Below are 25356 nucleotides of genomic sequence, written 5' to 3'. Positions count from 1 at the left end.
GGGAAATCAATCCTCTCTTCCCAATTATCTATTAAAGCCGTAAAGAGCTAACTAGCCCTCAGGCACTTGTTGGGTTAGAATGCGTGGGCCTTCCTTGGTAATCACTAAGGAATGTTCATACTGAGCACAATTGCCCCCATCGCGGGTACGTGCCGTCCAACCATTATTGTCCATCTTCATTTGCCAAGTACCAGTGGTAATCATTGGCTCAATGGTGATGGTCATGCCTTCCTTGAGGCGCAAGCCCTTGCCCTTGGTCCCATAATGCGGAATACCTGGTTCTTCATGGATAGTTGGACCAATGCCATGGCCGATAAAGTCACGGACTACCCCATAACCCTTAGCTTCTGCATAGGTTTGGATGGCATGGCCGATATCTCCAATACGGTTACCAACTTGAGCTGCTTCAATCCCCTTATAGAGAGCTTCCTTGGTCACCTCCATAAGGGCTTGGTTCTCAGGACTTACCTGACCGACAGCATAGGTCCAGCAAGAATCGGAAATTGCCCCTGCCAAATCCACACAGAAGTCTACTTTGACGATATCCCCGTCCTTAAGCACATAGTTGGATGGGAAACCATGGCAGATTTCGTCATTAACACTGGTACAAGTCGCATATTTATAACCTTCATAGCCAATTTGAGCGGCCACTGCCCCAGCAGCTTCAATCTTGTCTTGCACAAACTTGTCCACTTGAGCTGTTGTTAAACCTGGTTTAATAAAGTCACGCAACTGCACGTGAATGCCCGCTAAAATCTCGCCGGACTTAGCCATAGCCTCGATTTCACGCGGTGATTTTAAGGTAATCATGGATTAGATACACTCCTTCTTAAGCTAAGTCAACCGGCTGGTTCCAGACAAACTGAACCAGACAGGCAACTTTATCCTTACTTACATTATAGATTTGATGATCGGTCACCCACTGCTGGTCGCCCAGAGGAAGAACCTGGCTTCGGATTTCCACTTGGTCATTAGGCAGAAGTTCACTGCCATACTTGATATAACAGCTAGAGTATGGCGCTTGACTGGCTAATTGATCCAGGGCCCAGCCAATATAGACCAGATTGTTAACATGACCATTTTCGTCAATGACCTCCGGTGTAATGACCAGGGGAAGAGTCTTGCTTTCTTGGGCTTGATCCCCTTCCCATTTAACCGGGTCGAAGTGAGCCGGCTCTTCGTCTGCTATAACCAAATTAGCCTCTTGGAAAGCCTCAATTGGTAAGCGCACAATTCGGCGCTTATCCAAGTCCAAGATGACATATTGGGCTTCCACAATGGCCAGCAGCCGGTCTCCTTCATAGAAGCGGAAGCGACGATTACAGAAGAAACGGTTGGCCTCACAGACTAAGGTTTCAACCCTTAGGTCATCCTGTCCTTGATAGCGATCAACTAGCTCCAAACGGTACTGGGTGACAATCCAAGATTGGGACTCAGTGACAAAGGCATAGTTGAGTTGGGTCCGAACCGCTTGGTCATGAGCGCCAGAGGTGATGAGAGCATAACGAATCATGCGCTGGGGCTCAATAATCCCCTGCTTGTGGACGATTTCTTGACGTGGGAAAAACTTAGAAAAGCGGGTTTGAACCATAGAACACCTCTTTATTGCTTGCTTGAGACCGTTAAATTAACCAGTAACCAGGCTAGACCTAGGAAGAGCCCTGCCCCCAAGAAACTTGGAATCGGCGCAAATCCATAGATGGCAGGCCCTAGCTTGAACCAAAAATAATTACCAATCCAGGCACCAATTAAGCCGGCTACCATGAAGCGACTTCTGCTTTCAGGTAACTCATGGTAGAGTAAGGCCATGAGCCAGCCCAGGAAGACGCCAACTAATAAAGATATTACCATTATCTCGCCTCCAGCTCAAGTCTTAACGCATGGTAACAAACTCTTCTGAACCGGTTGGGTGAATGGCGATGGTGGCATCGAAGTCAGCCTTGGTCGCCCCCATCTTAATGGCTACCGCAAAGCCTTGTAGCATTTCGTCTACCCCTTCGCCAATGGCGTGAAGGCCGACAATCTTCTCTTCAGGGCCTTGGCAAACCAGCTTAAACTTAGAAGGAACATTGAGTCCGGCAGCCCGTTGATACATGGAGTTGAACTGGCTAGTGTAGACTTTAAGATTGTCTGCCCCGAATTTAGCTTCTGCTTCTTCTTGAGTGTAACCCACTGTGGCAATTGCCGGGTGGGAGAAGACAACTGTTGGAATTTGGCTGTAATCAATGGCGGCAGAGGCTGCCCCATTGAAAAGGAACTCTGCCACGTGACGTCCAGCACGGATAGCGACTGGCGTCAAGGCTGGGCGACCAATGACATCCCCTACTGCATAAATATGTGGGACGGCCGTCTGATGTTGGTCATTGACTTGGATAATGCCTCGTTCATTGACTTGAATGTCGGTATTTTCCAAGCCTAGAGCGTCGGAATTAAGGGCCCGACCAATGGCTGCAATGACCCGATCCACTACTAAGACTACTTGACCTTGATACAAGCATTCAATCTTGCCATCCTGGCGACGACGATAGGCGTCAAATTGGGTATGAGCGTGTAAAGTTGGGCCATGATCAGCCATAGTGTCCAACAAGGCTTGGCTAAGCATGGAATCAAATTTACGTAATGGGCGGTCATAGCGGACTACTAAGTGAGATTCTACTCCCAAAGCATGTAAAACACCGGCCAACTCTACGGCAATATAGCCAGCCCCCACAACGGCAACGGATTGAGGCAGGTCTTGCCATTCGAAGAAGGAATCAGATGTATCCAAGAGCTCGTGGCCTGGCACTTTTGGCACCGCTGGACGGCCACCTGTGGCAACCATAAAGTAACGTGCAGAATAGGTCTGACCATTAACTTGGACCGTATGATTATCGATGAATTTAGCATAGCCCTTGATGTAATCAATGCCATTATTTAATAAGCCACGTTCATAGCTAGCGCGGGCATTGGCCACATAAGTATCGCGCGCCTTAACAAATTCCTGATAGTTAAACTGATAGTGAACATCTTGGAAACCATAGCCTGGCCCCACTTGGTTCATAACATCGGCCATATGAGCCGCGTACCAGGTGATTTTCTTAGGCACACAGCCCTCGTTAACACAGGTTCCTCCTAAGCGTTTGCCTTCTATCAAGGCTACCTTGGCGCCGTACATAGCCGCGCGATTGGCTGTCGCCACACCGCCGCTACCGCCACCAATTACAATTAAATCATAGTTTGCAGTCATGCAAATACCTCCTTATAATCTCTACCCTTCTATACTACACCATTTGGTTCAAAATCCCTTCTATAATGCTCAAAAAGCGGGAGACAGGCTCCCGCTTTCTATCAGCTATAAGTCAATCCAATAACGACACAAGAGATTGCCGTCTGCTTCCGTCACCATATTTTCCAAAATACCGCCATTCTTCTCAATGACGCGTGCTGAACCTAGATTGGTCTTGTCACAGGTAATCAGTAGCCGCTGGAGCCCTTCTTGACGGGCCTTATCTAGAGTTAAGGCCAAAAGTTGAGTGCCATAACCCTGGCCCCAGCAATCTGGCGCGATGGAGTAACCGACATGACCACCGAACTGACGTAAATAATCCGTTAATTCAAGCCGTAAATTACTTAGACCAATCAAGCGATCACTGGCACTATCCTGAGTGGCCGGCTCCATCACTAACCATATTTTGGCTGGCGCATAGCCCTGGGGCAGCGTCTCACGTTTGGTCATGGCCACTTGTCTTTGATGCCAAGCCACCATATCGTCATAGTTTTCAAGGTCACCACAGCCATGGGCGACTAATTGACGATTGAGATAGACCTGACGATAGGCTGCTAGGGCCGGATAATCAGCTGGACTAATCTCCTTAAGATACAAGTTACTCATCATAAGCCTCCTTTTCACTGCTACTAGCCATTGGCTTGTTGTAGCTGCATGCGGTACATTTCAGCATAGCGTCCGTCTTGGGCCAGCAAGGCTTGGTGATTGCCGCGTTCCACAATCTGGCCTTCATGTAAGACCAAAATTAAATCAGCGTCTTGAATAGTCGACAGACGGTGGGCAATGATAAAGGTGGTCCGCCCCTGGCTCACGACCTTCATGGCATGTTGGATGATTTCCTCCGTTTCCGTATCGATATGGGAGGTTGCCTCATCCAGAATCAAAATCTTAGGATCCGCAGCCAGTGTTCGGGCAAAACTAATCAGTTGGCGTTCACCACTGGAATAGGTAGCCCCTTTTTCAAAAACAGGAGCCTGAATGCCTTGAGGCAGGCGACTGACCATATCCTTGGCCCCAACCCGCTCAAGGGCTTGCCAGACAGCCGCATCATCAATGGCCTCATTCCCCATGGTCACATTGGAAGCAATAGTTCCAGTGAAGAGATAAGGATCTTGCAGCACAATCCCCATTTCCTTGCGGACACTCTCACGGGAATAGTCACCAATGGCTTGGCCATCAATGAGAATCTGACCTTCTTGGGGGTCATAGAAGCGGAACAAGAGATTAATCATAGAACTCTTACCTGACCCTGTATGTCCCACCAAGGCAATGGTCTGACCTGGCTGAGCTAGCAGATTCAAATCCTTCAAGACAGGTTGACCTGGCACATAGGCGAAATGGACATCTTTGAATTCGACTTGACCTTGCGTCACTACCAAGTCTCGGTCTACCTCCACTTCCTGCTCCGCGTCCAGTAATTCCAGGACCCGTTGGCCGGTAGCCACCGATTGTTGAATCTGGGAGAATTGCCGGACGAAGTTATTGAGGTTCATGAAGAGACGATCCAAGTAGTTGATGTAGATAAAGAGCTGGCCGACTGTAATAGCCAGAGTCTGCCCCAAGAATTGATAACCCACCACAGCCAAAATTAAGGCTACAAAGAACCGGTTGAGCAATTCGCCCAAGCTCCAGGAGACCGTGGAGTCCACGTGAATCCATTTTAGGGCTGCTTGGTACATCTGCTCTACGATTGTTTGGAAACGGGATTTGAAGCTGTCTTCTATGTGCGAAAGCTGAATCATGACACTACCGTTCATGGTTTCATTGACCTGGGAATTAACCTCACTCTGAGCTTCGAAGAAAACCTTCATGGCCTGAGAGACTTGGCGACTGTAGAGCACATACCAGCAATAAAAGAGTGGTAAGAGCAGTAAAAGGGCCAAACCGATATACCAGTTCAAGCTAAAGATAAAGACATAAATAATGATTACCTGAGTCAAATTAAGAAAGGCTTGAGACATGATACCACCGTAGAAGTTGCTTCTAAGGGTCTCCGTGTCATTAATAATGCGAGAGGAAACCTTGCCGGCAGGCTTATCATCAAAATATGAGACTGGCAGATTCTGCATGACGTCGAAGGCCTTATTGCGGATGTATTCCACTATACGGTTGGCACATGACATTAAGATAATACTAGCAAAATAGCCAATAATCGAAGCTAAGGCAATCAGGCCTACATAGAAGCCCAGATGTTGCAGCATAGCTGCCCTATCCAGTTCCTTGCCCTGATTGAAGACAGGCGTGAGCACCTGGTCAATGACTCTTTGAATTTCTAAGGGGGCATAGTTTTGAATAATGGTCTCCCCGCCCAAGAGCACTAGGCCTAGGAGGAATAGACGCCACTCTACCTTGACCAATCGAAATAATCTTAATGGGATACTCATGCCATCACCTCCTCTTCTGAGACTTCTTCATTTAGGCGTTGCCGCCATGCTTGTTCAGCATACCAACCGCCTAGGGCCATGAGATCTTCTGCGCGACCTTCTTCTACAATGCGGCCTTGGTCTAGGACCACAATCCAATCGGCATGCTCCACAGCTGATAAGCGATGGGTAGTAATAATATTGGTCTTACCGGCTCGTAGGGTTTGGATATTTTCAATAATAATACGTTCGGTCCGCGCATCAACTGCCGATAAGGCATCGTCTAAGATGAGGAGCTCGGGTTCCTTAATCATGGCGCGGGCGATGGAGATACGTTGTTTCTGACCGCCTGATATGGCCACCCCTTTCTCACCAATCAGAGTGTCGTAGCCCTCCGACATACGTTCCAAGTCTTGGCTAAAGGCTGCAATGGCCACCGCAACATCCACTTGTTTCTGACTGGCAGAAGGATTACCCAAGAGAATATTCTCCCTTACGGTACGTGAAAAGAGTAAGTGTTCTTGCGGTACAAAACCAATCAGCTTTTCCATATCGTGACGATTAAAATCACTGATGGGTTGGTTGTTGACTAAGAATTCTCCCTGGCCAATGGGATACTGGCATAGGAATTGGCGAACCAGGGTGGTCTTGCCGCTACCTGTCTTACCGACAATCCCCAGGGTCTGGCCTTTCTTCAGACGCAGATGAATGTGACGGAGACTGTCTTCAGAAGCTCCTTGATAGCGGAAACTATAATCAGCTAGGCTCAGCTCCTCTAGGTCACTTAGCCTTTGAGTCCCTTGACTGGCCAAATCATCGCTAGCTTCCAATAATTCTTGGATCTTACCATGGCTGACTTTGGCATTTTGATAGACAACAATCAAATCGGTTAAGGACCAGAGCGGTTCAGCCAGTGAAAGTGAATAGAGTTGCAAGGCAATAACTTGGCCCAAGGTCAAATGCCCTGCCGCCATTTCCAGTCCCCCTACGCCAATGACTAAGGCCGCAGTCAGAGAGATAATGGTAATGGATAGGCGCCAAAACGCCGCTTGGTAGTACATAATCCGGATAGCCTTGCTGGCTAAATCGCGCGTTTTTGCCTGGAAACGTTGACTGGATTCTTGTTTGTTACCGTAAGCGCGCGTCACTCGAATGCCTTCTATGACCTCTAAGACCTCATTACTAAGGGAAGCAACCGCATCGCGTTGTTGCGTCACGGCTTCTTCTTGTCGACGCGTTAAGATTACAAGAGGAAGCAGGATGAGACTAGAAGGAATAAGAGCTAAGAGGGTCACCTTCCAAGAAATAGATAGCATAATGGGAATAATGATAAAGTAGGTACCCGCGGATAAGAGAAAGCCCATTAAGCCATAGCCCATAAAATCCTCAATTCCCCTAACATCAGAAGTAAAGCGAGTCATCATGTCGCCTGAACGGAACTTCTCAAAAAATTGAATCCGCATGCTGATGATCTTCTGGTAGAGATTGAGCTTGACTTCCTTGATATAGAATGCCGATTGACTAAAGAGTCGACTCATCCATAGGTATGCAGATGTGTACTGAGCCACCGACACCACCAGTAAAATGCCAATGAAGAGAGCCAGGCTCTGACCCGTCAGCGAGTGGTCGGCCATGGCATCAATAATGGCCTGAGTTACGCGCGTAGGAATGACCAACAAGATATAGTCGGCAATAATGGAAAGCAGAATAATCAGGTAAGTCATCGGATAACGTTTAATGAATTGCCACATAGCAGCTAACATAAAAATCCCCCTTAATATAGTTAGATAGGTAAAATCCCCTAATAGACGCACAAAAAAGACCCTAAGATGGACAGTACAAGGCACAGAATCTAGTCCTAATCCTTGCCACTCCAGCTTAGCGTCTTATCATCTTCTATATTCTTGGCTATAAGGCCTAGTATGGCACTTGTCTATAGCATGACGTCTAAAAGGAGTGGGTGTTGTTTGGCTTGTTTGGTTTTAGTTACTAAGATCATGACACATACTCCTTTCTTTCATTTTTTCTTACTTTTCTAGGATACCACAGGCTTATCGTATTTGTAAAGCCTTTCTTGAAATTATTTTACAAACTTCCTTAGTCCTAGGCCCTTTCAGGTAGCTTGGCTTGCAATATGGTGTGGCTTTCGGTAAACTAAGCCTGTATAAAGCAATTTCTAGATTAATATAAAGGATGACCACATTGAAACAATTAATTGCCATTATCTTTTCTTCCTTGCGAATGCCCCAACAAATCTTCGGGCTTTCCAAGGTGCCCTTTAAATTCTTCCGTCGTCTTAGCCGGCTGATTATCCTCTGGCTAACGGTCACCTCTATCCTGGTGATCCTCAAGCCACTCAATCAACTCTTTGACGATGTCAAAGCCAGCTCATCTAACCTACCGGATTTCCATACTGTTGACGGTAAGCTAGAGCTGGCTCAAGACCAAAAGCCTGTCTACTTCCAATCTCAATCCTTCCAATTGGTTGTTGATGATACCGTAACGGTTGGCGGGCCCCAAGACCAACCTACTATCCCAACGGATATTGCTAGCCGACTGTCTACTAAATCCATGGCTAGCGTCTTCCTCTTCAAAGATCGGGCTTTCGGCCAAGTTGCCGGACGTATGATGCAAATTACGGACCTCTACAAGGCCAACTTTAACAAGCAAGTCGCTAGCCAAACTTTAAACTCTATTGAAAATTACCGCTGGTTCTTTTATCTGTCCCTTTTCATCGTGGCTTGGATTATCTCCTGGTTACTCTATTGGTTTGTAGTCCTACTGATTTCTTACTTGGCTCACTTCACTACCCTGCGGTCCAAGTCCTTCAAACTCTTTAGCCAGACCATGCGCCTAGTTATTCAAGTGACCTTTGTTCCCTTCCTTATCTATGGCCTCTTACAAATCATTATGCCTCTAGGATTTGTCTTCTTTGTATTCTTGGCCCTCTATACAGTGGCCTTCATTTATTACGCCCAACAGCGCTTTATGATGAGTCTCTTCTCGGCCTTCAATAGCCAAGCCTTCAAGGAAGGCATGCAAGACCTACAGGAAGATGCCAATAAGCTAAGCCCTGAGGAAATGAACGAACGCTTCATGTCCTTGATTCAAGAAGCCAGACAAGAGCGTCATGATCAAGGTGAAGGTGAAGAGGAAGACAAAGCAGGAGAGGCAACCCCTCAAGATCACACTAGTCAAAATGACCAGCAGTCACAAGACTCTGCTGACCAAAATCAGGATAATGATTAAATAAAAAGCTAGGACCTCAAGTCCTAGCTTTTTTATGTCTTAAGTGCTTTACTTGGCTTCTAAGAGTTCCTTAGCCAATTCGTAACAGCCGGTAATACCAGCATTATCTTCCAAAGCTGGTGGCACGATGAAACCTTCTAATTCTGGTAAGGTCACATAGTTATTGTTAAGTGCCACTAAATGCTCACGAATCATTGGGAAGAGTTGGCGTTGCTTCATAACCCCGCCACCCAAGATAAAGCGTTCAGTACTCAAAATCAAATAGTAGTTGTAGATAGCTTGGGCAATGTAATAGGCTTCTAAGTTCCAGACTTCCAACTCATTGCTGAGTTCAATCCCCTTCTTACCCCAACGTGCTTCAATCGCTGGTCCAGCAGCCATGCCTTCTAAGCAGTCGTGGTGGAAAGGACATTTGCCTTCATAGTGGTCTTCAGGATGACGTTTAAGGCTAATGTGGCCGGCTTCAGGATGAGCAAAACCACTAATAATCTTGCCACCTACTACGACCCCAGCACCCACACCGGTCCCGATTGTGATATACATACAGTTTTCAACGCCGCGCGCAGCTCCTTGCTTCATTTCACCATAGGCTGCCACGTTGACGTCGGTAGTCCAAGCCATTGGCACATCAAATTCCTTCTTGAAGGCACCTAAGAAATCAAAATGTTGCCATGGTAATTTAGGTGTATTGGTGATATAGCCATAGTCCTTGCCATTAGGGTTCGCCCCAATTGGGCCGAAAGAACCAAAACCAAAGGCCTTAATCCCACTATATTTCTTGAAGAAGTTAATCATGCTTGGCATGGATTCAGCTGGCGTCTCAGTTGGGACACTCAAACGTTCAATCAAGGTTCCATCCATTTCGAAGACAGCGCAGACACATTTTGTACCGCCTAATTCAATTGCTCCAATCATCTTACACACTCACTTTCTATGCTTTTGCTTTTCTTTTACCCTTGTTCTTACTGTCGCGATGCCGGTCTTTTTTCTTCTTAGGCTTGGTCGCGACAGCTGCCTTAGCTTTGCGGGCTGGTTTGGCTCCTGTCTTGGGCTTTGCTTTTGGTCCCCCTAGCCCTTCTTGGTCTTTCTGGCTAACGCGCTCTTGCGGACCAACTAATTGGCCTTTGAAGGTAATACGCTCTGACAGTTGGAAAGGGCTGGCTGCTAAGAGCCTTTCCAAGTCCCGTAATTCCTGTTCATTGACTAGGGACAGAACCGTCCCGGACTTACCCATACGACCTGTACGACCTGAGCGGTGAACATAGGTATCCAGGCTATCCACTCGGTTATAGTGGATGATATAAGGTAGATCAGGAATATCTAAGCCCCGCGCCGCCATATCAGTCGTCAGCATGTAAGTCACCTTACCTTGCTGGACTAGGCGAAAGGCCCGCTCCCGCTCCTGCTTGGACAGTTGGCCATGCATGACCGCTACCTTAATGCCTTGAAAGACTAATTTAGCCGCCACCGTTTCCAGGTCATGGACCTGTTCAAAGAAGACCAAGGCTTGCATGTCAGCTACTTGGGCTAGTCGCTTGAGCTGTTGGACCTTTTGCCGGTCATGCGTCAGTACATAGACATGGTCTACCTGGCCAGACTGGCTGACCTGGTCCTTCTCCACCTGATAGAGGGGAAGGCCAGATGCCACCAAGTCAACCAAAGGCTGACCATAGGTGGCACTAATCCAGGCTACTGTCACATCCCGCATAAGGGACTTTCTAATCTGGTGAAGGGCCCCTTCATGCTCGGCTTGCAGTAAATAATCTGCCTCATCCAGTATCAAGTAACGGACCTGATGGACCTTAAGTTTACGGGTTTGGTTGGCTAATTCTAGGAAGCGACCTGGCGTTGCCACGATGATTTCTGGCTTAGCCTTAAGGGCTTCCTGCTGACGCTTAAAGTTGGCGCCCCCTACCACTAATTGGACTTTTAAACCCAAATGACCTCCCCAAGTTTGGGCCACACCTGCAATTTGCTTGGCCAGCTCTTGTGATGGTGCCAAAATCAAGGCCTGTAGCCCCTGCCCGGCTTGCAGTTGTCCTAAGACTGGCAAGAGATAGGCCAAGGTCTTACCACTGCCCGTAGGCGAAATAGCCACCAGGGATTGGCCTTGCGCTAAAGGCCCCATGATGAGATTTTGAATCGCGGTGGCTTGTTGATAGCCCGCAGCCTGCCATTCCTGGGCAAGGGCTGGAGCAAGTTCTAGAGTCTCTGACATCAGAGGCTTACCTCACTTTCTTGATAGGCCTCTCCCTCAAAAGGAAAGGCGAGTTGGGCCGATTGTCGCATGGCTTGCATGACTTGGGCCACCTGATAACTTAAGAGGATCCAGTGGCGATAAAGTTCATTAGCTGGACTCTTTTCTTCTAGGCCGCGATAGCCTCGCAAGACTTGGCCGAAGGCTTCGAGTTCTCCCACCATATCGTGCTTAGGCTGATATTGACTGATGACTGCTGTCTGCCCCTGGCTATTGGCCAGGCTGACCGTCCGAATACGGGTAATATCCTGAATGGCGATGACCTCATTATCCAGATAGATTTCACTGGCTTGTGTGGAATGTACCGCCTTAGATACTAGGAGACTGACCTGAAACTGGTCATAATAGAGAATAGCATTACCAAAGAGGTCCACCCCATTGGCTCCTTGAACAGCTGAATACTTAAGGCGCTGGGGCATACCGAAGAGATCCACGATGACATAGATGGGGTAGACCCCCAAATCCATCAAGCTCCCTCCTGCCATAGCTGGGTTGAAAATATTAGGAGCCTCCAAGCCCTGAGCCTGACTATCCAAATAGGCCGGATAGCGACTAGAGTACTGTCCTAGAATAAAATTAGCCCCTAGGAAAGGCTGCTTAGCATCTTGGCGCTTGTTGGCCACCAGTTGCTTAAGCCGTTTATAGTTAGGGTTGTGGATGTGGAGGACCGCCTCAAAGAGTAAGACACCATGGGCTCGGGCCAAGGTATGGGCCTCCTGCCACTGATCCACATTAGCAAACATTGGCTTTTCAACCAAGACATGTTTGCCAGCTTGGATGGCCCGTTTGGTCTGTTCAAAATGGACACCATTGGGGCTGGCTATATAAACCAAGTCCAGCTCAGGATCCGCCCAGAATTCAGCCAAATCATCACAGTAATAGGTCGCACCAAAGCGCTGGGCTAAATCCTTAGCCTTATTCTTTTGGCGCGAATAGACGCCGTGGAGCTCATAAACCTCTGGTAGCAGACTGAGGGCTTCTAAGAAGCGCTCTGTAATCTGAGAGGTCCCGATGGTGCCAACTCGAATCATTGTGGCCATCCTTTCTATTTTTTAGACTTGAATTGTTTTCCATTTACCTTGACGATAGCGCCAGGTAATGAGGAAGGAACGTATGGTTTGGTCGCCAATTACGGCTATCCAAGCACCGGCCAAACCCCAGTTAGCATAGTTGACCAAGATATAGGACAGGCAGACCCGGATACAGAAGACCGAGAAGCCCGTGGACAACATAGGAAAGAGGGTATCCCCCACCCCACGCAAGGCCCCCACTTGAACTAGTTGAACCAATTGGAAAGGCGTGAGTATCGCCATACAGATAAGTGGAATCGCGACCAAGCTAACAACATCCGCTTGTTGGGTGTAAATCTGGCCCAAGACATCCCGTCCTAGAAAGAAGACGGCACTCATGGCTAAGCCAAAGTAGAGGCCGAATCTGGCTGTCTTACGGCCATAAGCATCAGCTAAGGCCACATCCCCCGCCCCTAAGGATTGACCGACTAAGGTAGAGGCGGCAATCCCCAAGGCCATACCAGGCGTAATGGAGAAGGATAAGATATTGAGGGCAATCTGATGGGCCGCCATCACGACTGTTCCCAGTGAAGCCACAATCTTAGTGTAAAGAATCAAACTAGAACGCAGCAGTACTTGCTCACCCGCCGAAGGAATCCCAAAGCGGAAAATAGCGGCAAAGGTGCTGGCTTCCAATTTCCAATCCTTGAACCAATCAACCTGGATGGCTGACCGGCCACTAGAAATGTAAAAGAGCAAGCCTAAGCCCGAGCAGACATTGGCCACCAAGGTAGCAATCCCCGCTCCGGTAATCCCCAGCTCTGGTAGTCCAAAATAACCATTCACCAAACTGAAGGCCAAGGTCACATTAATGGCATTGGCTATGACATTAATCCGCATAGGGATTTGAGTCTCCCCTACTCCTCGAATAGAAGAGGATAGGAGGGCCGCCAAGCAGTTAAACCAGAGGCCAATCATGACCAAGCGATAGTAGATTAAACCTGCTTCTTGAGTCAGGGCATCTGCTCCCAAAAAATCCATCATGGCTTTCTGGAAAATTAGGACAGAGGCTACAAAGAAGGTCGATAAGGCCAAACCCAACATGAGGTTGTGCTTAAGAATACGACCCAGTCGATGGAGCTCTCTAGCGCCATAGGCACGAGCAATTAAGGTTGTCCCCCCTACCCCTAGCGCCTGCACGACAGCAAGGATAAAGAAGAAGGGTTGGTTGGACAGCCCCACAGCCGTTACATTGACATCGACCGGATAGAGTCCGCCCGCATACTGGCCCAAGACCACCATATTAACCATCCCGAACAAGGAGGTAAAGGTGACCTCAAGTAAAATGGGCCAAGATAGGTTAAGGACCTGACGACTGATCTGCCGATCTTGCGATTGTTCCATGATAGAACCACCTTTCTAGCGACTAGGCTTGGAAGGCTGATTCCGGAATATCGTCTAGATATTGTTCAATGGCTTGCACCGTTTCTACTAGGCTACCTGGTTCAAATGGTGATTTAAGATTAGCTTCTGCCACGATCTTAAGGAAGGACTTGGTCCCACCTGTCCGACAAATATTGAGGTAATCGGTCCATACACTTGGATCATCATCAATCTGGCTTCGTTTCCAGAATTGGAAGGCGCAGACTTGAGCCAAGGTATAGTCGATGTAGTAGAATGGGCTGGCGAAAATATGCCCCTGACGGAACCAGAAGCCTCCACGATCTAAGAAGGAATCTGCTTCATACTGTTTCCAAGGCACATATTGGCGCTCTAAACGACGCCATGTCGCACGGCGCTCAGCTGGTGTCATTTCAGGATGTTCGTAAACTTCATGTTGGAAGTGGTCCACTAAAACCCCATATGGCAAGAAGATTAAGCCACCAGATAAGTGGGTAAATTTGTATTTGAGGGTTTGTGAGCCGAAGAAGAGTTCCATCCAAGGCCAAGCCAGGAATTCCATGGACATAGAGTGAATCTCACAAGATTCAAAGGTTGGCCAGACACATTCTGGCGTTTGGATCCAACGGGATTGGAAGACTTGGAAGGCATGCCCTGCTTCGTGGGTCAAGACATCGACGTCAGCAGCCGTCCCATTAAAGTTAGAGAAGATAAAGGGTGCTTCATAATCTGGCAAGTAGGTACAGTAACCCCCGCTAGCCTTACCTGGTTTGGTTACCAAGTCTAAGAGCTCGCGATCAACCATAAAGTCAATAAACTCACCTGTTTCTGGCGAAAGTTCATGGTACATCTTAACCCCAGCAGCCAAAATTTCTTCTGGCGTCCCTTGAGGCATGGCATTACCAGTCTTGAATTTATACTCCAAGTCGTAAGGTTTGAGGCTTTCTAAGCCTAAACGATCTGCTTGACGTTGGTAGAGTTTGTTTACCACAGGCACCACGTGCTCCAAGATTTCTTGGCGATAAACTTCTACTTGTTGACGGTTATAGTCTAAGCGGTTCATACGCAAGTAACCTACTTCAACGAAATCCTTGAAGCCCAAGGTCTTAGCGATTTGGTCGCGAACCTTGACTAATTGATCATAAATACTGTCAAATTCAGCTTCATGCTCATTGTAGAAGGCACTGACTAGTTCAGAAGCTTGACGACGGACCTCCCGGTCAGGATCTTGGGCAAACTTAGCCATACCTGGCAAGTTGTAGGTTTGACCTTGGAACTCAATCTCAGCAGAAGCTTGAAGCTTGCTGTATTCGGTGCTAAGCTTGTTCTCTTGTTGCAACAAAGGAATAATCTCAGGACTGAAGACCTTGAGGCTGTTCTCAGCCATTGGGAAGAAGGTCTCTGGCAGGTAGTTTTCTAGTTCACTCCGCCACTTAGAGCCTAAGACAGCCCGATAGTAAGCCGTATCCCATTCGCCAATAATTGGGAAGTGCTCATCCCAAAAAGCTGTTTCTTCTTCGTAGAAGCTATCCTTGGTATTGATGCTGTTACGGATGCTGACCAAGGTTGATAAGGTCCCTAAAGTATTTTGGATTTCTTGAATATGTTTGGTGGCTTTGAGGGCAACTTCCGCCTCTTCTGCCTTTTCAATCAGTGAAATTTGATTAAAAAAATCTTCTTTCAGAAGGTCTAGATCAGGACGCTGATACTCCAATTCTGAAAATTTCATGGTATCACTTCTTTCTATTTACAGTTAGCTTTATTATAGCACAAAACCAGCCTTTAGGTCCTATATTTTTGCATAATCAGTGCCAAAATATACACACTCTATGGGCTCCAAACAGAAAAAGCCCAAAAGCGGCTAGCTTCTGGACTTTTAGCTGGGCTCATTTATTTCTTAGGCCCAGTCCCTTCTAAGTTCAAGAGATAGGTCTTCATGTCTAATCCACCACGATAGCCTCCCAGACTCCCATCGTGAGCCAAGACCCGGTGACAAGGCAGGAGAATGCTAAGGGGATTCTGGCCCACTGCATTGGCAACGGCCCGAACCGCCTTAGGCCTGCCCAGGGCTTGTGCTAATTCTTTATAGGAACAAGTCTGACCATAGGGAATCTGAGCCAAGGCCCGCCAAACTGCCTGCTGAAAGTCGGTTCCCTTAATAAAGTCATAGGCTAATGCTAGGGGGGCCTGACCACTAAAATACTGATCCAAGGCTAGGCAAATCTCAGGCAGCTCCTGCTCCTGCCATTGGTAGCGACCTTTGGGGTCTAAGTCAGCCTGACAGTCCGCCAGTGACTCGCCAAAGGCGCCTATATAGACTAGACGCCCTTGATGGGCAACGACTAGCAGCTGACCTAAGGCATGGTCATAGAGGAAATAGCTTAACATCTTGTCATCCTTTCTGAGCAAAAAGAGGCGACTGGCGCCCCTTTTACTTTGCTTACATTTTGTCTGGCGCGTGAAGGCCTAAGAGATGGAGTCCATCCTTGAGGACTTGAGCCACAGCTGCTACCAAGGCAATCCGGGAAGCAGTGCCGGCATCTTGATCTAAGATGCGACTATTAGCATAGTATTTATTAAATAATTGTGCCAACTGTACCAAGTACTTAGCCACGACGGATGGCTCGTAACGGTCACCCGCCTGACGGATAATGCGTGGATAGTCTGCTAATTTCTTAGCTACTTCCCAAGCATAGTCATCCGATAGGTCAAATTCAGCTGACAAGTCGACTTCTTGCCCGTACTTGGACAAGATGCTGCGAGAACGGGCGTGGGTGTATTGAACATATGGTCCAGTTTCCCCTTCAAATTGGACGATTTCTTCCAGGTTGAAGTCGAAGCTATTCATACGCTCTGTCTTGAGGTCATGGAAGACAACAGCCCCTACCCCTACTTGACGGGCAACTTGGTCCTTGTTTTCCAAACCTGGGTTCTTGAGCTCAATTTGTTGACGAGCTAGGCTAATCGCTTCCTTAAGCACTTCTTCCAAGAGGACAATCTTACCTTTACGGGTAGACAGCTTCTTCCCATTCAAGGTAATCAAGCCAAATGGCACATGGGCCATATCTTTTGCCCATTCGTTGCCCATCATCTCTAAGACAGTTTGAAGTTGCTTGAAGTGAACACTTTGCTCGCTCCCCATGACATAGAGGTTCTTAGCAAAGTCATAGGTCCGCTTACGGTAGTAAGCTGTCGCCAAGTCACGTGTCAGGTAGAGGGTCGAACCGTCCGACTTCTTGATTAAAGCAGGTGGCAGCGTCTCATCTTCCAAGTGAACCAAGGTAGCGCCATTATCAACCGACAAGAGGCCTTTTTCTTCTAGAAGGTCCACGATTTCATCCATCTTATCGTTGTAGAAAGCTTCCCCATTATAGGAGTCAAACTCTACTTCTAAGAGGTCATAGACTTTTTGGAATTCTTTAAGAGACTCTTCACGGAACCATTGCCAGAGGGCTAACATTTCTGGGTCGCCATCTTCCAAGCGCTTGAAGATAGCCCGTGCTTGGTCTTCTAGTTCTGGTTGGGTTTCAGCTTTTTCGTGGAAATCAACATAGAGCTTAACCAATTCTTTGACTGGGTCAGCCTTAACCGTGGCTTCGTCACCCCAGCCTTGGTAAGCCACAATCAACTTACCAAATTGTGTTCCCCAGTCACCTAAGTGGTTGACGCGAACCGGTTGGTAACCTAATTTAGCCAAGATAAGCGAAATGGAGTTCCCAATCACTGTTGAACGCAAATGGCCCATAGACATTGGCTTGGCAATGTTAGGTGAAGACATGTCGATAACGACGTTACGACCTTGCCCTAGGTCTGACTGGCCGTAGCTAGCGCCCCCTTCTAGGACCGCGTGCAAGGTTTCATTGACTACTGCGCCACGCTTGAGGAAGAAGTTGACATAAGGCCCCATGGCAACTACCTTGTCAAACTTGCTGGCGTCTACTTGCTCTGCTACTTCTTGGGCGATGGCTTGAGGGGCCTTGCGGAAGACCTTAGCCAGTTGGAATACAGGAAAGGCCAAGTCACCATGCTCAGCATGACTTGGAACTTCAATTAACTGTTCAATTGCTTGCTCGGTCAGGTGCTCAGCCAAGACTGGGCTGAGGGCTGACACGACGGCTGATTTTTGATTCATTGTATGCCTCCTATTGTTTGATGAGATGGAAAATTTGAAAAAAGCCTCCAGATATCCCTAAGGGAAATCTAGAGGCGAATTAGTGACTAATTAATACGCGGTACCACTCTACTTCAGTTGCCGACAGACGGCGGGCAACCCTTATACTTGATAACGGAGTGGGCTCCGACTTAGGCTAGCAGGCCTAGGCCTTTCACCTAAATAGTATCCAAGAGTGCGCTTCATCTGTTGACCTCTACCGGCTCTCAGCATCCCGGCTCGCTGTCTGAGGCTAGGACAGACTACTCTCTCCTGCTTACTGCATATTCTAGTTGGTATTGTATCACAGTCCTAGGGACTTGGCTAGACTATTTTAGTCTTCTAATTGCTCCTCACGACCTTGGTTCCAGTGGAAGTGGAAGGTCCCTGGACGGTCTACACGTTGGTAGGTGTGAGCCCCAAAGAGGTCGCGTTGGGCTTGAATCAAGTTAGCTGGTAAGACTGGTGAACGGTAGGAATCATAGTAGGCCAAAGCACTTGAGAAGGTTGGCACTGGAATCCCTGCTTGAATAGCTAAAGTCACCACGCGACGTACCGCAGCTTGGTTGCTACCTAAGATATTGAGGAAGTAGTCATCCAACATGAGGTTGTCTAAGTCAGGGTTCTTGCTGTAGGCATCGGTAATCTTTTGCAAGAACTTAGCACGGATGATACAGCCTGCACGGAAAATCTTGGCGATTTCGCCATAGTTGAGGGTCCAGCCGTATTCTTGGCTAGCTGCCTTCATTTGAGCGAAACCTTGGGCATAGCTGACAATCTTAGAGAAGTAGAGGGCTTGACGCACGGCTTCAATGATGTCTTTTTTATCTGCTTCAGATAGGTTAGCTTGGAAATCTACCCCAGGAATGACTTGGCTGGCTGCCACACGTTCTTCCTTGAAGGTTGAGATGTAACGGGCGAAGACAGATTCCGTAATCAGAGACAATGGCTCCCCTAAGTCTAAGGCAGATTGAGAGGTCCACTTACCTGTCCCCTTGTTACCAGCCCGGTCCATGATGACATCTACCATTGGCTTACCAGTTGCTGGGTCGACGGTTGCCAGGATTTGAGTTGAGATTTCCATGAGGAAGCTGTCCAACTCACCCTTGTTCCACTCGCCAAAGATTTGAGAAATCTCAGCAGCAGACAAGCCAAGGACACGGTGTAAGAGGTCGTATGACTCTGCGATTAACTGCATGTCCCCATACTCAATCCCGTTGTGGACCATCTTAACATAGTGACCCGCACCATTTTCGCCAATGTAGGTCACGCATGGTTCGCCATCTTCTGGTGCTTTTGCTGAAATATCGCGCAAGATTGGCGCCACTAATTCGTAGGCTGATTGAGGCCCACCTGGCATGATAGAAGGACCGTGTAAGGCACCCTCCTCACCACCGGAAACCCCAGTCCCGACAAAGTTAATGCCTAATTCTGCCAAGCGTTCACTACGGCGAATGGTATCCTTGAAGAAGGTGTTCCCACCATCAATGACAATGTCACCCTTATCTAAGTGTGGCAAGAGTGAGTCGATGGTTGCATCCGTTCCTCGGCCAGCTTGAACCATAAGGAGAATCTTACGTGGAGATTCAAGGCTGTTGACGAATTCTTCTACTGTGTAGGTCCCTACTAAGTTCTTACCTGGGTTTTGTTCCAAAACCTCAGTCGTTTTAGAGCCGGTACGGTTATAGAGTGAGACACTGTAGCCACGGCTTTCAATATTTAAGGCAATGTTACGACCCATCACGGCCATACCAACGACACCAATTTGTTGCTTAGTCATTGATCCAATTCCTCCAATTTGTCTTTTTACTTTTAACGGTCTTATTTTAGCATAAATGAACCTACGATTAAAGTTTTGCGCTTAATATGTGCCAGAAATAGCAGATAAATTCTGCTTCTAGGCCAAAGTGATTGAAAGTCACTAGCCTTTGGGGTAAAATTAGGGCTGAAATTACAAAAGGAGGCGTCCTAATGTCGTCATTGCATGAGCGGAACTATCCTTCCGCCCCTAAAAAGAAAAGAAGCAAAATGGACCTACTAGTCCGCGTTACCGCCATTCTCATGGTCCTCTTGATGGTCGGCACCCTTGTCGGCTCAGTTATCCTGTCATTCATTAACCGCTAATTCTATCTTGTAAGGAGGTCGCCATGTCGCAAATAGTCTACTATACACCAGATTCTGAAATCAAGACAGAATGTGCCAGCGAAGCCTTGGCCCTTCTCCTAGGCAAGAAATGGGTGCCCCGCATCATTGAAATCCTCAGCCAGGGACCCCAACGCTTTGGCCAGCTCCACAAGGAATTGGATGGCGCCAGCCCCAAGATGCTCAAGCAACAATTGGCGCTGCTCGAAGCCAATGGCTTGATTATCAACCACAAGGAGTCACAAGCCAATCAAGTGAGCTCCACCTACTGCCTGACGGATACCGGTCAGAGCCTAGTGGCTATTATTAGCGCCATGAAGGACTGGGGTAGCCAACATTTACAATGTGACCATTCCTAAGGTTAGGACGACTATGTCCTAGCCTTTTTTGCTTGCCATAATATAAAAGCGTCTCCCTAGGGAGACGCTTATTTTTATAGAATTAACATGGAATCGCCAAAGCTGAAGAAGCGATACTCCGCCTCCACCGCATGCTCATAGGCTGCTAGGACTGCCTCCCGGTTATAGAAGGCTGATACCAACATGACTAAGGTGGAACATGGCAAATGGAAGTTGGTAATCAAGTGATCAACTACCTTAAATTCAAAGCCTGGCGAGATAAAAATCTGAGTCCAGCCAGAATCTGCTCGAACTTGACCATCAAATTTAGCGGCGATGGTTTCCAAGGTACGGACACTGGTAGTCCCTACTGCAAAAATCTTGCCACCACGTGCCTGAACGGCCTGGATGGCATCAGCCGATTCTTGACTTAATTGATAGTATTCGGCATGCATTTCATGGTCTTCAATGCTATCAGCTGAGACTGGGCGGAAGGTGCCCAAGCCCACATGTAGAACTAGGGGAATAATTTCCACGCCCTTGGCCTTGATTGCCTCTAACAATTCATCGGTGAAGTGAAGCCCTGCTGTTGGGGCAGCCGCGGAACCATTTTCCTTAGCATAGACGGTCTGGTAACGATCTGCATCCTCTAGACGTTCCTTAATATAAGGTGGCAGAGGCATTTGACCTAGAGATTCTAGAATCTCTAGAAAGACCCCTTCATAGCTAAATTCAATAATCCGCCCCCCATGGTCCCCTTCTGAGACCACGGTTGCTGTCAGACGACCATCCTCGCCAAAGACAATCTGGGTCCCTGTCTTGGCGCGACGAGCCGGCTTAATCAAACATTCCCATTGATTACCTTGAGTGTTGTTAAGCAGCAGGACCTCCAAGTGTCCGCCAGTCTCCGGCTTGATACCGAAGAGGCGGGCCGGAATAACCCGGGTCTCATTGACCACCAAGGCGTCGCCCGGATTGAGAAAATTAATAATTTGATCAAAGTGCAAATCTTGCTTTCGGCCCGTTTGGCGGTCCAAAACCAATAAGCGAGAAGCCGCCCGATCCGCCAAAGGCGTTTGAGCGATTAGGTGCTCAGGTAAGTGATAATCAAAATCTTTGGTTGTTAACATTTCTAGCTTTACTCTACTTTCTCTCTATCATCTGGGTTGGAATAGGCATAGCCTAGGTGCTCATAGGCCAAGGCGGTCGCCTGTCTACCCCGCGGGGTCCGCTGAATGAAGCCATTCTGCATCAAGTAAGGTTCGTACATATCTTCCAGGGTTTCGGTATCCTCTCCAATATTGACGGCCAAGGTATTAAGGCCTACCGGCCCGCCACCATAAAACTCAATCAGACAGCTGAGAATCTTACGGTCGATAGCGTCCAGTCCATATTGGTCGATTTCCAGGACTTCTAGAGCGGTTTGGGCCATCCTTAAGTCGACTACTCCCTGGCCCTTGACTTGGGCAAAGTCACGAACCCGCTTGAGAATACGGTTGGCAATACGCGGGGTCCCCCGGCTACGCAAGGAGATTTCCCGCGCCCCTTCACTATCAATCCGCGTCTCGAAGACATCGGCGGATCGTTCAACAATCAGAGCCAATTCATCTGGCGTATAGAATTGCATGTGGGAAACAATACCGAAGCGGTCCCGCAAAGGCTTGGACAAGGAACCCGCCCGTGTGGTCGCCCCAATCAAGGTAAAAGGAGGCAACTCAAAGTGGACAGGATGGGCCGAAGGTCCCTGACCGATAATAATATCGACAAAATAATCTTCCATGGCCGAATAGAGCACTTCTTCGATGACCCGAGGCAGGCGGTGAATTTCATCAATGAAGAGTATGTCGCCTGGGCTGAGTTCATTGAGCAAGGCCAACAAATCACCCGACCGTTCAATGGCAGGCCCACTGGTTGTGTGGAGCCCTACCCCCATCTCATTGGCGATGACCATGGCCATGGTGGTCTTCCCTAGACCTGGTGGTCCATAAAGCAAGACATGGTCCAGGGCCTCTTCCCTTTGCTTGGCGGCCTGGATATAGATGGCGATTTCGTCTTTGATTTTGGACTGACCAATGTATTCAGACAGGCGACTTGGCCGCAGACTGAGTAAATTGCCTTCGTCTTCCGGCTGCCAGTTACCCGACAGCATACGTTCATCATGAGACATGGTCGCCCCTCCTCTACTTTCTTAATAACTTGAAGGCCGCACTCAGCATTTCCTGAGTGGAATTTAAGCCTGCTTCTTGCAGTGGCTTCTCAACCTTCTTGATTTCCTTAGCCGAATAGCCTAAGCCAGCCAAGGCCTCTAAGGCTTCTTCTAAATGTTGTTGGCTGACTGGAGCCGATGCTTGCGTTTGCGCATGGGCTTGGAAATCCAGATTGCCACTTAGGTCTAAGATCATTTGTTGGGCGGTCTTCTTACCCACACCTGGGAACTTGGTCAAATAAGTAGAGTCCCCTGAATCAATGGCTTGAATTAAGCCCACATGGTCGTCCAAGGCCAAGATGGATAAGGCACTCTTAGGTCCGATACCCGATACCTTAAGCAAGGTATTGAAGAGTTGTTTCTCTTGCTGATCACGGAAACCATAGAGAGTCATGGCATCCTCTCGGACCACTAATTCTACCGGACAGAGAACTTGCTGGTGCAGTTCCCCCTGCCAACGGTAGGGATTGGCGCACAGCAGGCGATAGCCCACACCATTTGCGCTAATTACAAGATGAAGGGGCTGGATTTGGACCAGCTCCCCTTGGATAAATTCATACATTGTCATTACTCCACGTATTGTTTATAGTCGCCATAGCCGGCCGCATCCATTTGATCATAAGGAATGAAGCGCAAGGCGGCCGAGTTAATGCAGTAGCGCAAGCCCCCTAGTTCCTCAGGTCCATCACCAAAGACATGGCCTAGATGGGAGTCTGCCTTGGCAGAGCGCACTTCTGTCCGCACTCGTGCCAAAGAGGCATCTTCTTTTTCGACAATTTCAGAGGCTTGGATTGGCTTAGAGAAAGCCGGCCAGCCACAGCCCGCATCATACTTGGCAGCACTTGAGAAGAGAGGCTCCCCACTGACAATGTCCACGTAGATGCCCTTCTCATAGAAATCATCGTATTCGCCACTAAAAGGACGTTCGGTGGCATTTTCTTGGGTAACCTTATATTGGATTTCATTTAAGCCTTTGATGGCTTCTTGATAATTTTCTTGACTCATAATTGGTGACCTCCTTGGTGTGGATCTTGAATCCGTTTGAATAGTTTTTCTAGCGTTTTGTCGGTAATTTGGACAAAGACTGGCCGGCCATGTGGACAGTGGAAAGGATCATCCAAACCATCCAGCGCCTGAATGAGATAGCTAGCCTGACTGTCGTCTAGGTAGTGGTTGGCCTTAATAGCCCCACGGCAGGACTGCATAATCAGGGCTGCTTCCTTGATCTGGTTAATGCTTAAATCTGGTTGCTTGACCAAGCGCTCGGTCAAATCCCGCACCGTTTGCTCCACTTCATGGGCTTCCAACCAGGTTGGGTAGGAAGCCAATTGATAGGTCTTAGGCCCAAAGGCTTCTAAGACAATGCCCAGTTGCGCCAGTCTTGGTAAGACTTGGTCTAAACCAGCTAACTCAGCTGGGCTAAAGTGGAAGAGATAAGGTAACAAGAGGGTTTGCTGGGTCTTGGTATCCATTTTCTGCTTCATAAAGGCCTCATAGCGAATTCGCTCTTGGGCCGCATGTTGGTCAATCAGGTAGAAGCCTTCTGGACTTTCCGCAATCAAATAGGTGCCATGAATCTGGCCGACATAGCGTAAATGACCAAAGGATGGACGTAAGTCCTGACTGCCACTAGGCTGAGCTTGGGTCTCCTTGTTAGACTCCTCTGATGTCGCTTGAATTGGCTGACTTTGACTCGGTGCATCATCCTCAAACTTGCTGGCTTGCTCCACTTGTCTATCTTGCCAATCAGGGGCTAGGCTTTCTGCCACCTGGCTGACTGGCGCTGATTGGGCTGGCTGGCTTGCTTGGCTAGTCCTTAAGTCATCGTCTTCCTCATAAGCCGAGTCAAATGTCGGCTCCTTCCCCTTGCCATCCAAATCTAAAGGCATGACTTGGTTGGCAGCTGGACCTTGAGGGCTGACTTGCTCTGGTTGATGGAAGAGTCGACTGCCCGCCAGTTCTTGAACCTGGGCATTGGGCACAGGGTTGAGGCTGGCTAGGCTCTCTACCACCGCCTGGGTCAGCAATTGGCCTAGTTCGCTTTCCTTGCTAAGCCGCACGGTCTGCTTGGTTGGATGGACATTGACATCTACCAGACGCGGATCTAGTTCAATAGCAATGACAGCCAAAGGATAGCGGCCAATCATGAGTTGGCGGCCATAGGCTCGCAGCAAGAGCTCGGTCAAGGCATAGGAACGAACGGCCCGGCCATTAATCATCCAGTGGATATAGTGCTTGGAAGTCCGGGTCAACTGAGGTGGCGAAATATAGCCCTTAATCTTGAAATCCAGATTCTCCGCTTCTAGGGCTATAAGCTGACGAGCCATGGCAGGTTGATAGACATTGGCAATGGTCTGGCGCAAGTCCCCTGTCCCGAAGGACTGGAAGATGGTTTGGCCGTCATTGACCAAGTGGAAGCGAATGTCGGGATAGGCCATGGCAATATCCTGAATAAAGTTCAAACTGTGCTTAAGTTCCGTCTTTAGACTGCTTAAATGCTTAAGACGGGCTGGCGTGTTATAGAAGAGACTATCGACGGTCAAGGTCGTTCCCTTACGGGCACTGGTCATGCCCTGGGCTTGCACCTGAGAACCGGCAATCTCTATATAGTGACCGGCCTCTGCGCCCGCCTGCATGGACTCTACCCGCACCTTGGCGACAGACCCAATGCTGGCAAGGGCTTCTCCCCGGAAGCCTAGTGATTTGATTTGAAAGAGGTCATGGACATCATAGAGCTTACTGGTGGCGTGAGGCAGGAAAGCCTTGGCCAAATCTTCCGCATCCATGCCTTCCCCATCGTCAATAACCTTGACCTGCTGAATCCCCGCTTCCCGCAGTTCCACCCGAATGGTTTGGGCGCCTGCGTCAATGGCATTCTCCACTAACTCCTTAACGACTGAAGCGGGACGTTCTACGACTTCACCGGCCGCAATCTGGTTGGCTAAGGCTTCTGGCATTTGTTGAATCTTGCCCAT

General features: G+C 48.4%; 23 protein-coding genes. 3 read left to right on the top strand and 20 right to left on the bottom strand.

The annotated features are described in order from the left end of the window. Positions 1–51: 51 nt before the first annotated feature. From map to GCWU000182_RS06285, 7 genes are all read right to left on the bottom strand, one after another. The gene (gene map / locus GCWU000182_RS06315; protein ID WP_023391975.1) at positions 52–810 is read right to left on the bottom strand and encodes a type I methionyl aminopeptidase; all 759 of its coding nucleotides are present in this window, start codon (positions 808–810) and stop codon (positions 52–54) included. Between the two features lie 19 nt (positions 811–829). After that, positions 830–1591: an acyl-ACP thioesterase domain-containing protein gene (locus tag GCWU000182_RS06310; protein WP_023391974.1), complete on the bottom strand. Its 762-nt coding sequence runs from the start codon at positions 1589–1591 to the stop codon at positions 830–832. 11 nt (positions 1592–1602) lie between these two features. Continuing rightward, complete coding sequence (locus GCWU000182_RS06305) at positions 1603–1851, bottom strand: hypothetical protein (RefSeq protein ID WP_023391973.1); 249 nt, start codon at positions 1849–1851, stop codon at positions 1603–1605. Positions 1852–1873: 22 nt separating this feature from the next. Then, positions 1874–3226, bottom strand: coding sequence for a glutathione-disulfide reductase (gene gorA / locus GCWU000182_RS06300; protein ID WP_023391972.1), 1353 nt, complete (start codon positions 3224–3226; stop codon positions 1874–1876). Between the two features lie 105 nt (positions 3227–3331). Further along, complete coding sequence (locus tag GCWU000182_RS06295) at positions 3332–3871, bottom strand: GNAT family N-acetyltransferase (RefSeq protein WP_035364236.1); 540 nt, start codon at positions 3869–3871, stop codon at positions 3332–3334. 23 nt (positions 3872–3894) lie between these two features. Then, a complete protein-coding gene (locus tag GCWU000182_RS06290) occupies positions 3895–5649 on the bottom strand; it encodes an ABC transporter ATP-binding protein (protein WP_023391970.1) in 1755 nt (584 codons plus the stop codon). Next, on the bottom strand, positions 5646–7391 hold the full coding sequence (locus GCWU000182_RS06285) for an ABC transporter ATP-binding protein (protein WP_023391969.1): 1746 nt from the start codon (positions 7389–7391) through the stop codon (positions 5646–5648). Before GCWU000182_RS06285 ends, GCWU000182_RS06290 begins: the two co-directional genes overlap by 4 nt. 439 nt (positions 7392–7830) lie before the next feature. Here GCWU000182_RS06285 and GCWU000182_RS06280 point away from each other — a divergent pair, with 439 nt between their 5' ends. Beyond that, positions 7831–8877, top strand: a complete 1047-nt coding sequence (locus GCWU000182_RS06280) for a DUF1189 family protein (protein WP_035364233.1) — start codon at positions 7831–7833, stop codon at positions 8875–8877. A gap of 48 nt (positions 8878–8925) precedes the next feature. On the opposite strand, the gene GCWU000182_RS06275 is transcribed toward GCWU000182_RS06280, so the two are convergent. From GCWU000182_RS06275 to gndA, 8 genes are all read right to left on the bottom strand, one after another. Continuing rightward, the gene (locus GCWU000182_RS06275) at positions 8926–9792 is read right to left on the bottom strand and encodes an ROK family protein (protein ID WP_023391967.1); all 867 of its coding nucleotides are present in this window, start codon (positions 9790–9792) and stop codon (positions 8926–8928) included. A gap of 16 nt (positions 9793–9808) precedes the next feature. Further along, a complete protein-coding gene (locus tag GCWU000182_RS06270) occupies positions 9809–11095 on the bottom strand; it encodes a DEAD/DEAH box helicase (RefSeq protein ID WP_023391966.1) in 1287 nt (428 codons plus the stop codon). Next, entirely contained in the window at positions 11095–12165 is a 1071-nt protein-coding gene (locus GCWU000182_RS06265) for a Gfo/Idh/MocA family protein (RefSeq protein WP_051372938.1), read from the bottom strand. Before GCWU000182_RS06265 ends, GCWU000182_RS06270 begins: the two co-directional genes overlap by 1 nt. 21 nt (positions 12166–12186) lie before the next feature. Continuing rightward, the gene (locus tag GCWU000182_RS06260; protein WP_023391964.1) at positions 12187–13548 is read right to left on the bottom strand and encodes an MATE family efflux transporter; all 1362 of its coding nucleotides are present in this window, start codon (positions 13546–13548) and stop codon (positions 12187–12189) included. Between the two features lie 22 nt (positions 13549–13570). Beyond that, a complete protein-coding gene (locus GCWU000182_RS06255; RefSeq protein ID WP_023391963.1) occupies positions 13571–15274 on the bottom strand; it encodes a M3 family oligoendopeptidase in 1704 nt (567 codons plus the stop codon). Positions 15275–15435: 161 nt separating this feature from the next. Continuing rightward, positions 15436–15933, bottom strand: a complete 498-nt coding sequence (locus GCWU000182_RS10385) for a methylated-DNA--[protein]-cysteine S-methyltransferase (RefSeq protein ID WP_023391962.1) — start codon at positions 15931–15933, stop codon at positions 15436–15438. Positions 15934–15985: 52 nt separating this feature from the next. Beyond that, on the bottom strand, positions 15986–17677 hold the full coding sequence (gene argS, locus GCWU000182_RS06245; protein WP_023391961.1) for an arginine--tRNA ligase: 1692 nt from the start codon (positions 17675–17677) through the stop codon (positions 15986–15988). A gap of 352 nt (positions 17678–18029) precedes the next feature. Further along, entirely contained in the window at positions 18030–19475 is a 1446-nt protein-coding gene (gene gndA, locus GCWU000182_RS06240) for an NADP-dependent phosphogluconate dehydrogenase (RefSeq protein WP_023391960.1), read from the bottom strand. A gap of 191 nt (positions 19476–19666) precedes the next feature. Between gndA and GCWU000182_RS10080 the strand changes: the two genes are divergently transcribed. Continuing rightward, entirely contained in the window at positions 19667–19819 is a 153-nt protein-coding gene (locus GCWU000182_RS10080) for a DUF4044 domain-containing protein (RefSeq protein ID WP_023391959.1), read from the top strand. Positions 19820–19842: 23 nt separating this feature from the next. After that, positions 19843–20196: a winged helix-turn-helix transcriptional regulator gene (locus tag GCWU000182_RS06235; protein ID WP_023391958.1), complete on the top strand. Its 354-nt coding sequence runs from the start codon at positions 19843–19845 to the stop codon at positions 20194–20196. 74 nt (positions 20197–20270) lie between these two features. Here GCWU000182_RS06235 and queA read toward each other — a convergent pair whose 3' ends face one another. Genes queA through mutL form a run of 5 tightly spaced genes read right to left on the bottom strand, consistent with a single transcriptional unit; the run spans position 20271 to position 25356 of the window. Beyond that, complete coding sequence (gene queA / locus GCWU000182_RS06230) at positions 20271–21305, bottom strand: tRNA preQ1(34) S-adenosylmethionine ribosyltransferase-isomerase QueA (protein WP_023391957.1); 1035 nt, start codon at positions 21303–21305, stop codon at positions 20271–20273. 8 nt (positions 21306–21313) lie between these two features. Continuing rightward, the gene (gene ruvB / locus GCWU000182_RS06225; RefSeq protein WP_023391956.1) at positions 21314–22342 is read right to left on the bottom strand and encodes a Holliday junction branch migration DNA helicase RuvB; all 1029 of its coding nucleotides are present in this window, start codon (positions 22340–22342) and stop codon (positions 21314–21316) included. A 13-nt stretch (positions 22343–22355) separates the two neighbouring features. Continuing rightward, the gene (ruvA, locus tag GCWU000182_RS06220; protein WP_035364220.1) at positions 22356–22943 is read right to left on the bottom strand and encodes a Holliday junction branch migration protein RuvA; all 588 of its coding nucleotides are present in this window, start codon (positions 22941–22943) and stop codon (positions 22356–22358) included. Between the two features lie 5 nt (positions 22944–22948). After that, positions 22949–23386, bottom strand: a complete 438-nt coding sequence (msrB, locus tag GCWU000182_RS06215) for a peptide-methionine (R)-S-oxide reductase MsrB (protein WP_023391954.1) — start codon at positions 23384–23386, stop codon at positions 22949–22951. Beyond that, entirely contained in the window at positions 23383–25356 is a 1974-nt protein-coding gene (mutL, locus tag GCWU000182_RS06210; protein WP_023391953.1) for a DNA mismatch repair endonuclease MutL, read from the bottom strand. The genes msrB and mutL overlap by 4 nt, the downstream gene beginning before the upstream one ends.

It is taken from the genome of Abiotrophia defectiva ATCC 49176, from assembly GCF_000160075.2.
Lineage (GTDB): Bacteria > Bacillota > Bacilli > Lactobacillales > Aerococcaceae > Abiotrophia > Abiotrophia defectiva.
Note: the sequence above shows the minus strand (reverse complement) of the source record. Positions and strands in the feature narration are given on the sequence as shown.

Excerpts from the sequence above, each read along its gene's own strand:
- map (WP_023391975.1), bottom strand. The coding sequence starts at position 810 with ATGATTACCTTAAAATCACCGCGTGAAATCGAGGCTATGGCTAAGTCC.
- GCWU000182_RS06310 (WP_023391974.1), bottom strand. The coding sequence starts at position 1,591 with ATGGTTCAAACCCGCTTTTCTAAGTTTTTCCCACGTCAAGAAATCGTC.
- GCWU000182_RS06305 (WP_023391973.1), bottom strand. The coding sequence starts at position 1,851 with ATGGTAATATCTTTATTAGTTGGCGTCTTCCTGGGCTGGCTCATGGCC.
- gorA (WP_023391972.1), bottom strand. The coding sequence starts at position 3,226 with ATGACTGCAAACTATGATTTAATTGTAATTGGTGGCGGTAGCGGCGGT.
- GCWU000182_RS06295 (WP_035364236.1), bottom strand. The coding sequence starts at position 3,871 with ATGAGTAACTTGTATCTTAAGGAGATTAGTCCAGCTGATTATCCGGCC.
- GCWU000182_RS06290 (WP_023391970.1), bottom strand. The coding sequence starts at position 5,649 with ATGAGTATCCCATTAAGATTATTTCGATTGGTCAAGGTAGAGTGGCGT.
- GCWU000182_RS06285 (WP_023391969.1), bottom strand. The coding sequence starts at position 7,391 with ATGTTAGCTGCTATGTGGCAATTCATTAAACGTTATCCGATGACTTAC.
- GCWU000182_RS06275 (WP_023391967.1), bottom strand. The coding sequence starts at position 9,792 with ATGATTGGAGCAATTGAATTAGGCGGTACAAAATGTGTCTGCGCTGTC.
- GCWU000182_RS06270 (WP_023391966.1), bottom strand. The coding sequence starts at position 11,095 with ATGTCAGAGACTCTAGAACTTGCTCCAGCCCTTGCCCAGGAATGGCAG.
- GCWU000182_RS06265 (WP_051372938.1), bottom strand. The coding sequence starts at position 12,165 with ATGATTCGAGTTGGCACCATCGGGACCTCTCAGATTACAGAGCGCTTC.
- GCWU000182_RS06260 (WP_023391964.1), bottom strand. The coding sequence starts at position 13,548 with ATGGAACAATCGCAAGATCGGCAGATCAGTCGTCAGGTCCTTAACCTA.
- GCWU000182_RS06255 (WP_023391963.1), bottom strand. The coding sequence starts at position 15,274 with ATGAAATTTTCAGAATTGGAGTATCAGCGTCCTGATCTAGACCTTCTG.
- GCWU000182_RS10385 (WP_023391962.1), bottom strand. The coding sequence starts at position 15,933 with ATGTTAAGCTATTTCCTCTATGACCATGCCTTAGGTCAGCTGCTAGTC.
- argS (WP_023391961.1), bottom strand. The coding sequence starts at position 17,677 with ATGAATCAAAAATCAGCCGTCGTGTCAGCCCTCAGCCCAGTCTTGGCT.
- gndA (WP_023391960.1), bottom strand. The coding sequence starts at position 19,475 with ATGACTAAGCAACAAATTGGTGTCGTTGGTATGGCCGTGATGGGTCGT.
- GCWU000182_RS10080 (WP_023391959.1), top strand. The coding sequence starts at position 19,667 with ATGTCGTCATTGCATGAGCGGAACTATCCTTCCGCCCCTAAAAAGAAA.
- GCWU000182_RS06235 (WP_023391958.1), top strand. The coding sequence starts at position 19,843 with ATGTCGCAAATAGTCTACTATACACCAGATTCTGAAATCAAGACAGAA.
- queA (WP_023391957.1), bottom strand. The coding sequence starts at position 21,305 with ATGTTAACAACCAAAGATTTTGATTATCACTTACCTGAGCACCTAATC.
- ruvB (WP_023391956.1), bottom strand. The coding sequence starts at position 22,342 with ATGTCTCATGATGAACGTATGCTGTCGGGTAACTGGCAGCCGGAAGAC.
- ruvA (WP_035364220.1), bottom strand. The coding sequence starts at position 22,943 with ATGTATGAATTTATCCAAGGGGAGCTGGTCCAAATCCAGCCCCTTCAT.
- msrB (WP_023391954.1), bottom strand. The coding sequence starts at position 23,386 with ATGAGTCAAGAAAATTATCAAGAAGCCATCAAAGGCTTAAATGAAATC.
- mutL (WP_023391953.1), bottom strand. The coding sequence starts at position 25,356 with ATGGGCAAGATTCAACAAATGCCAGAAGCCTTAGCCAACCAGATTGCG.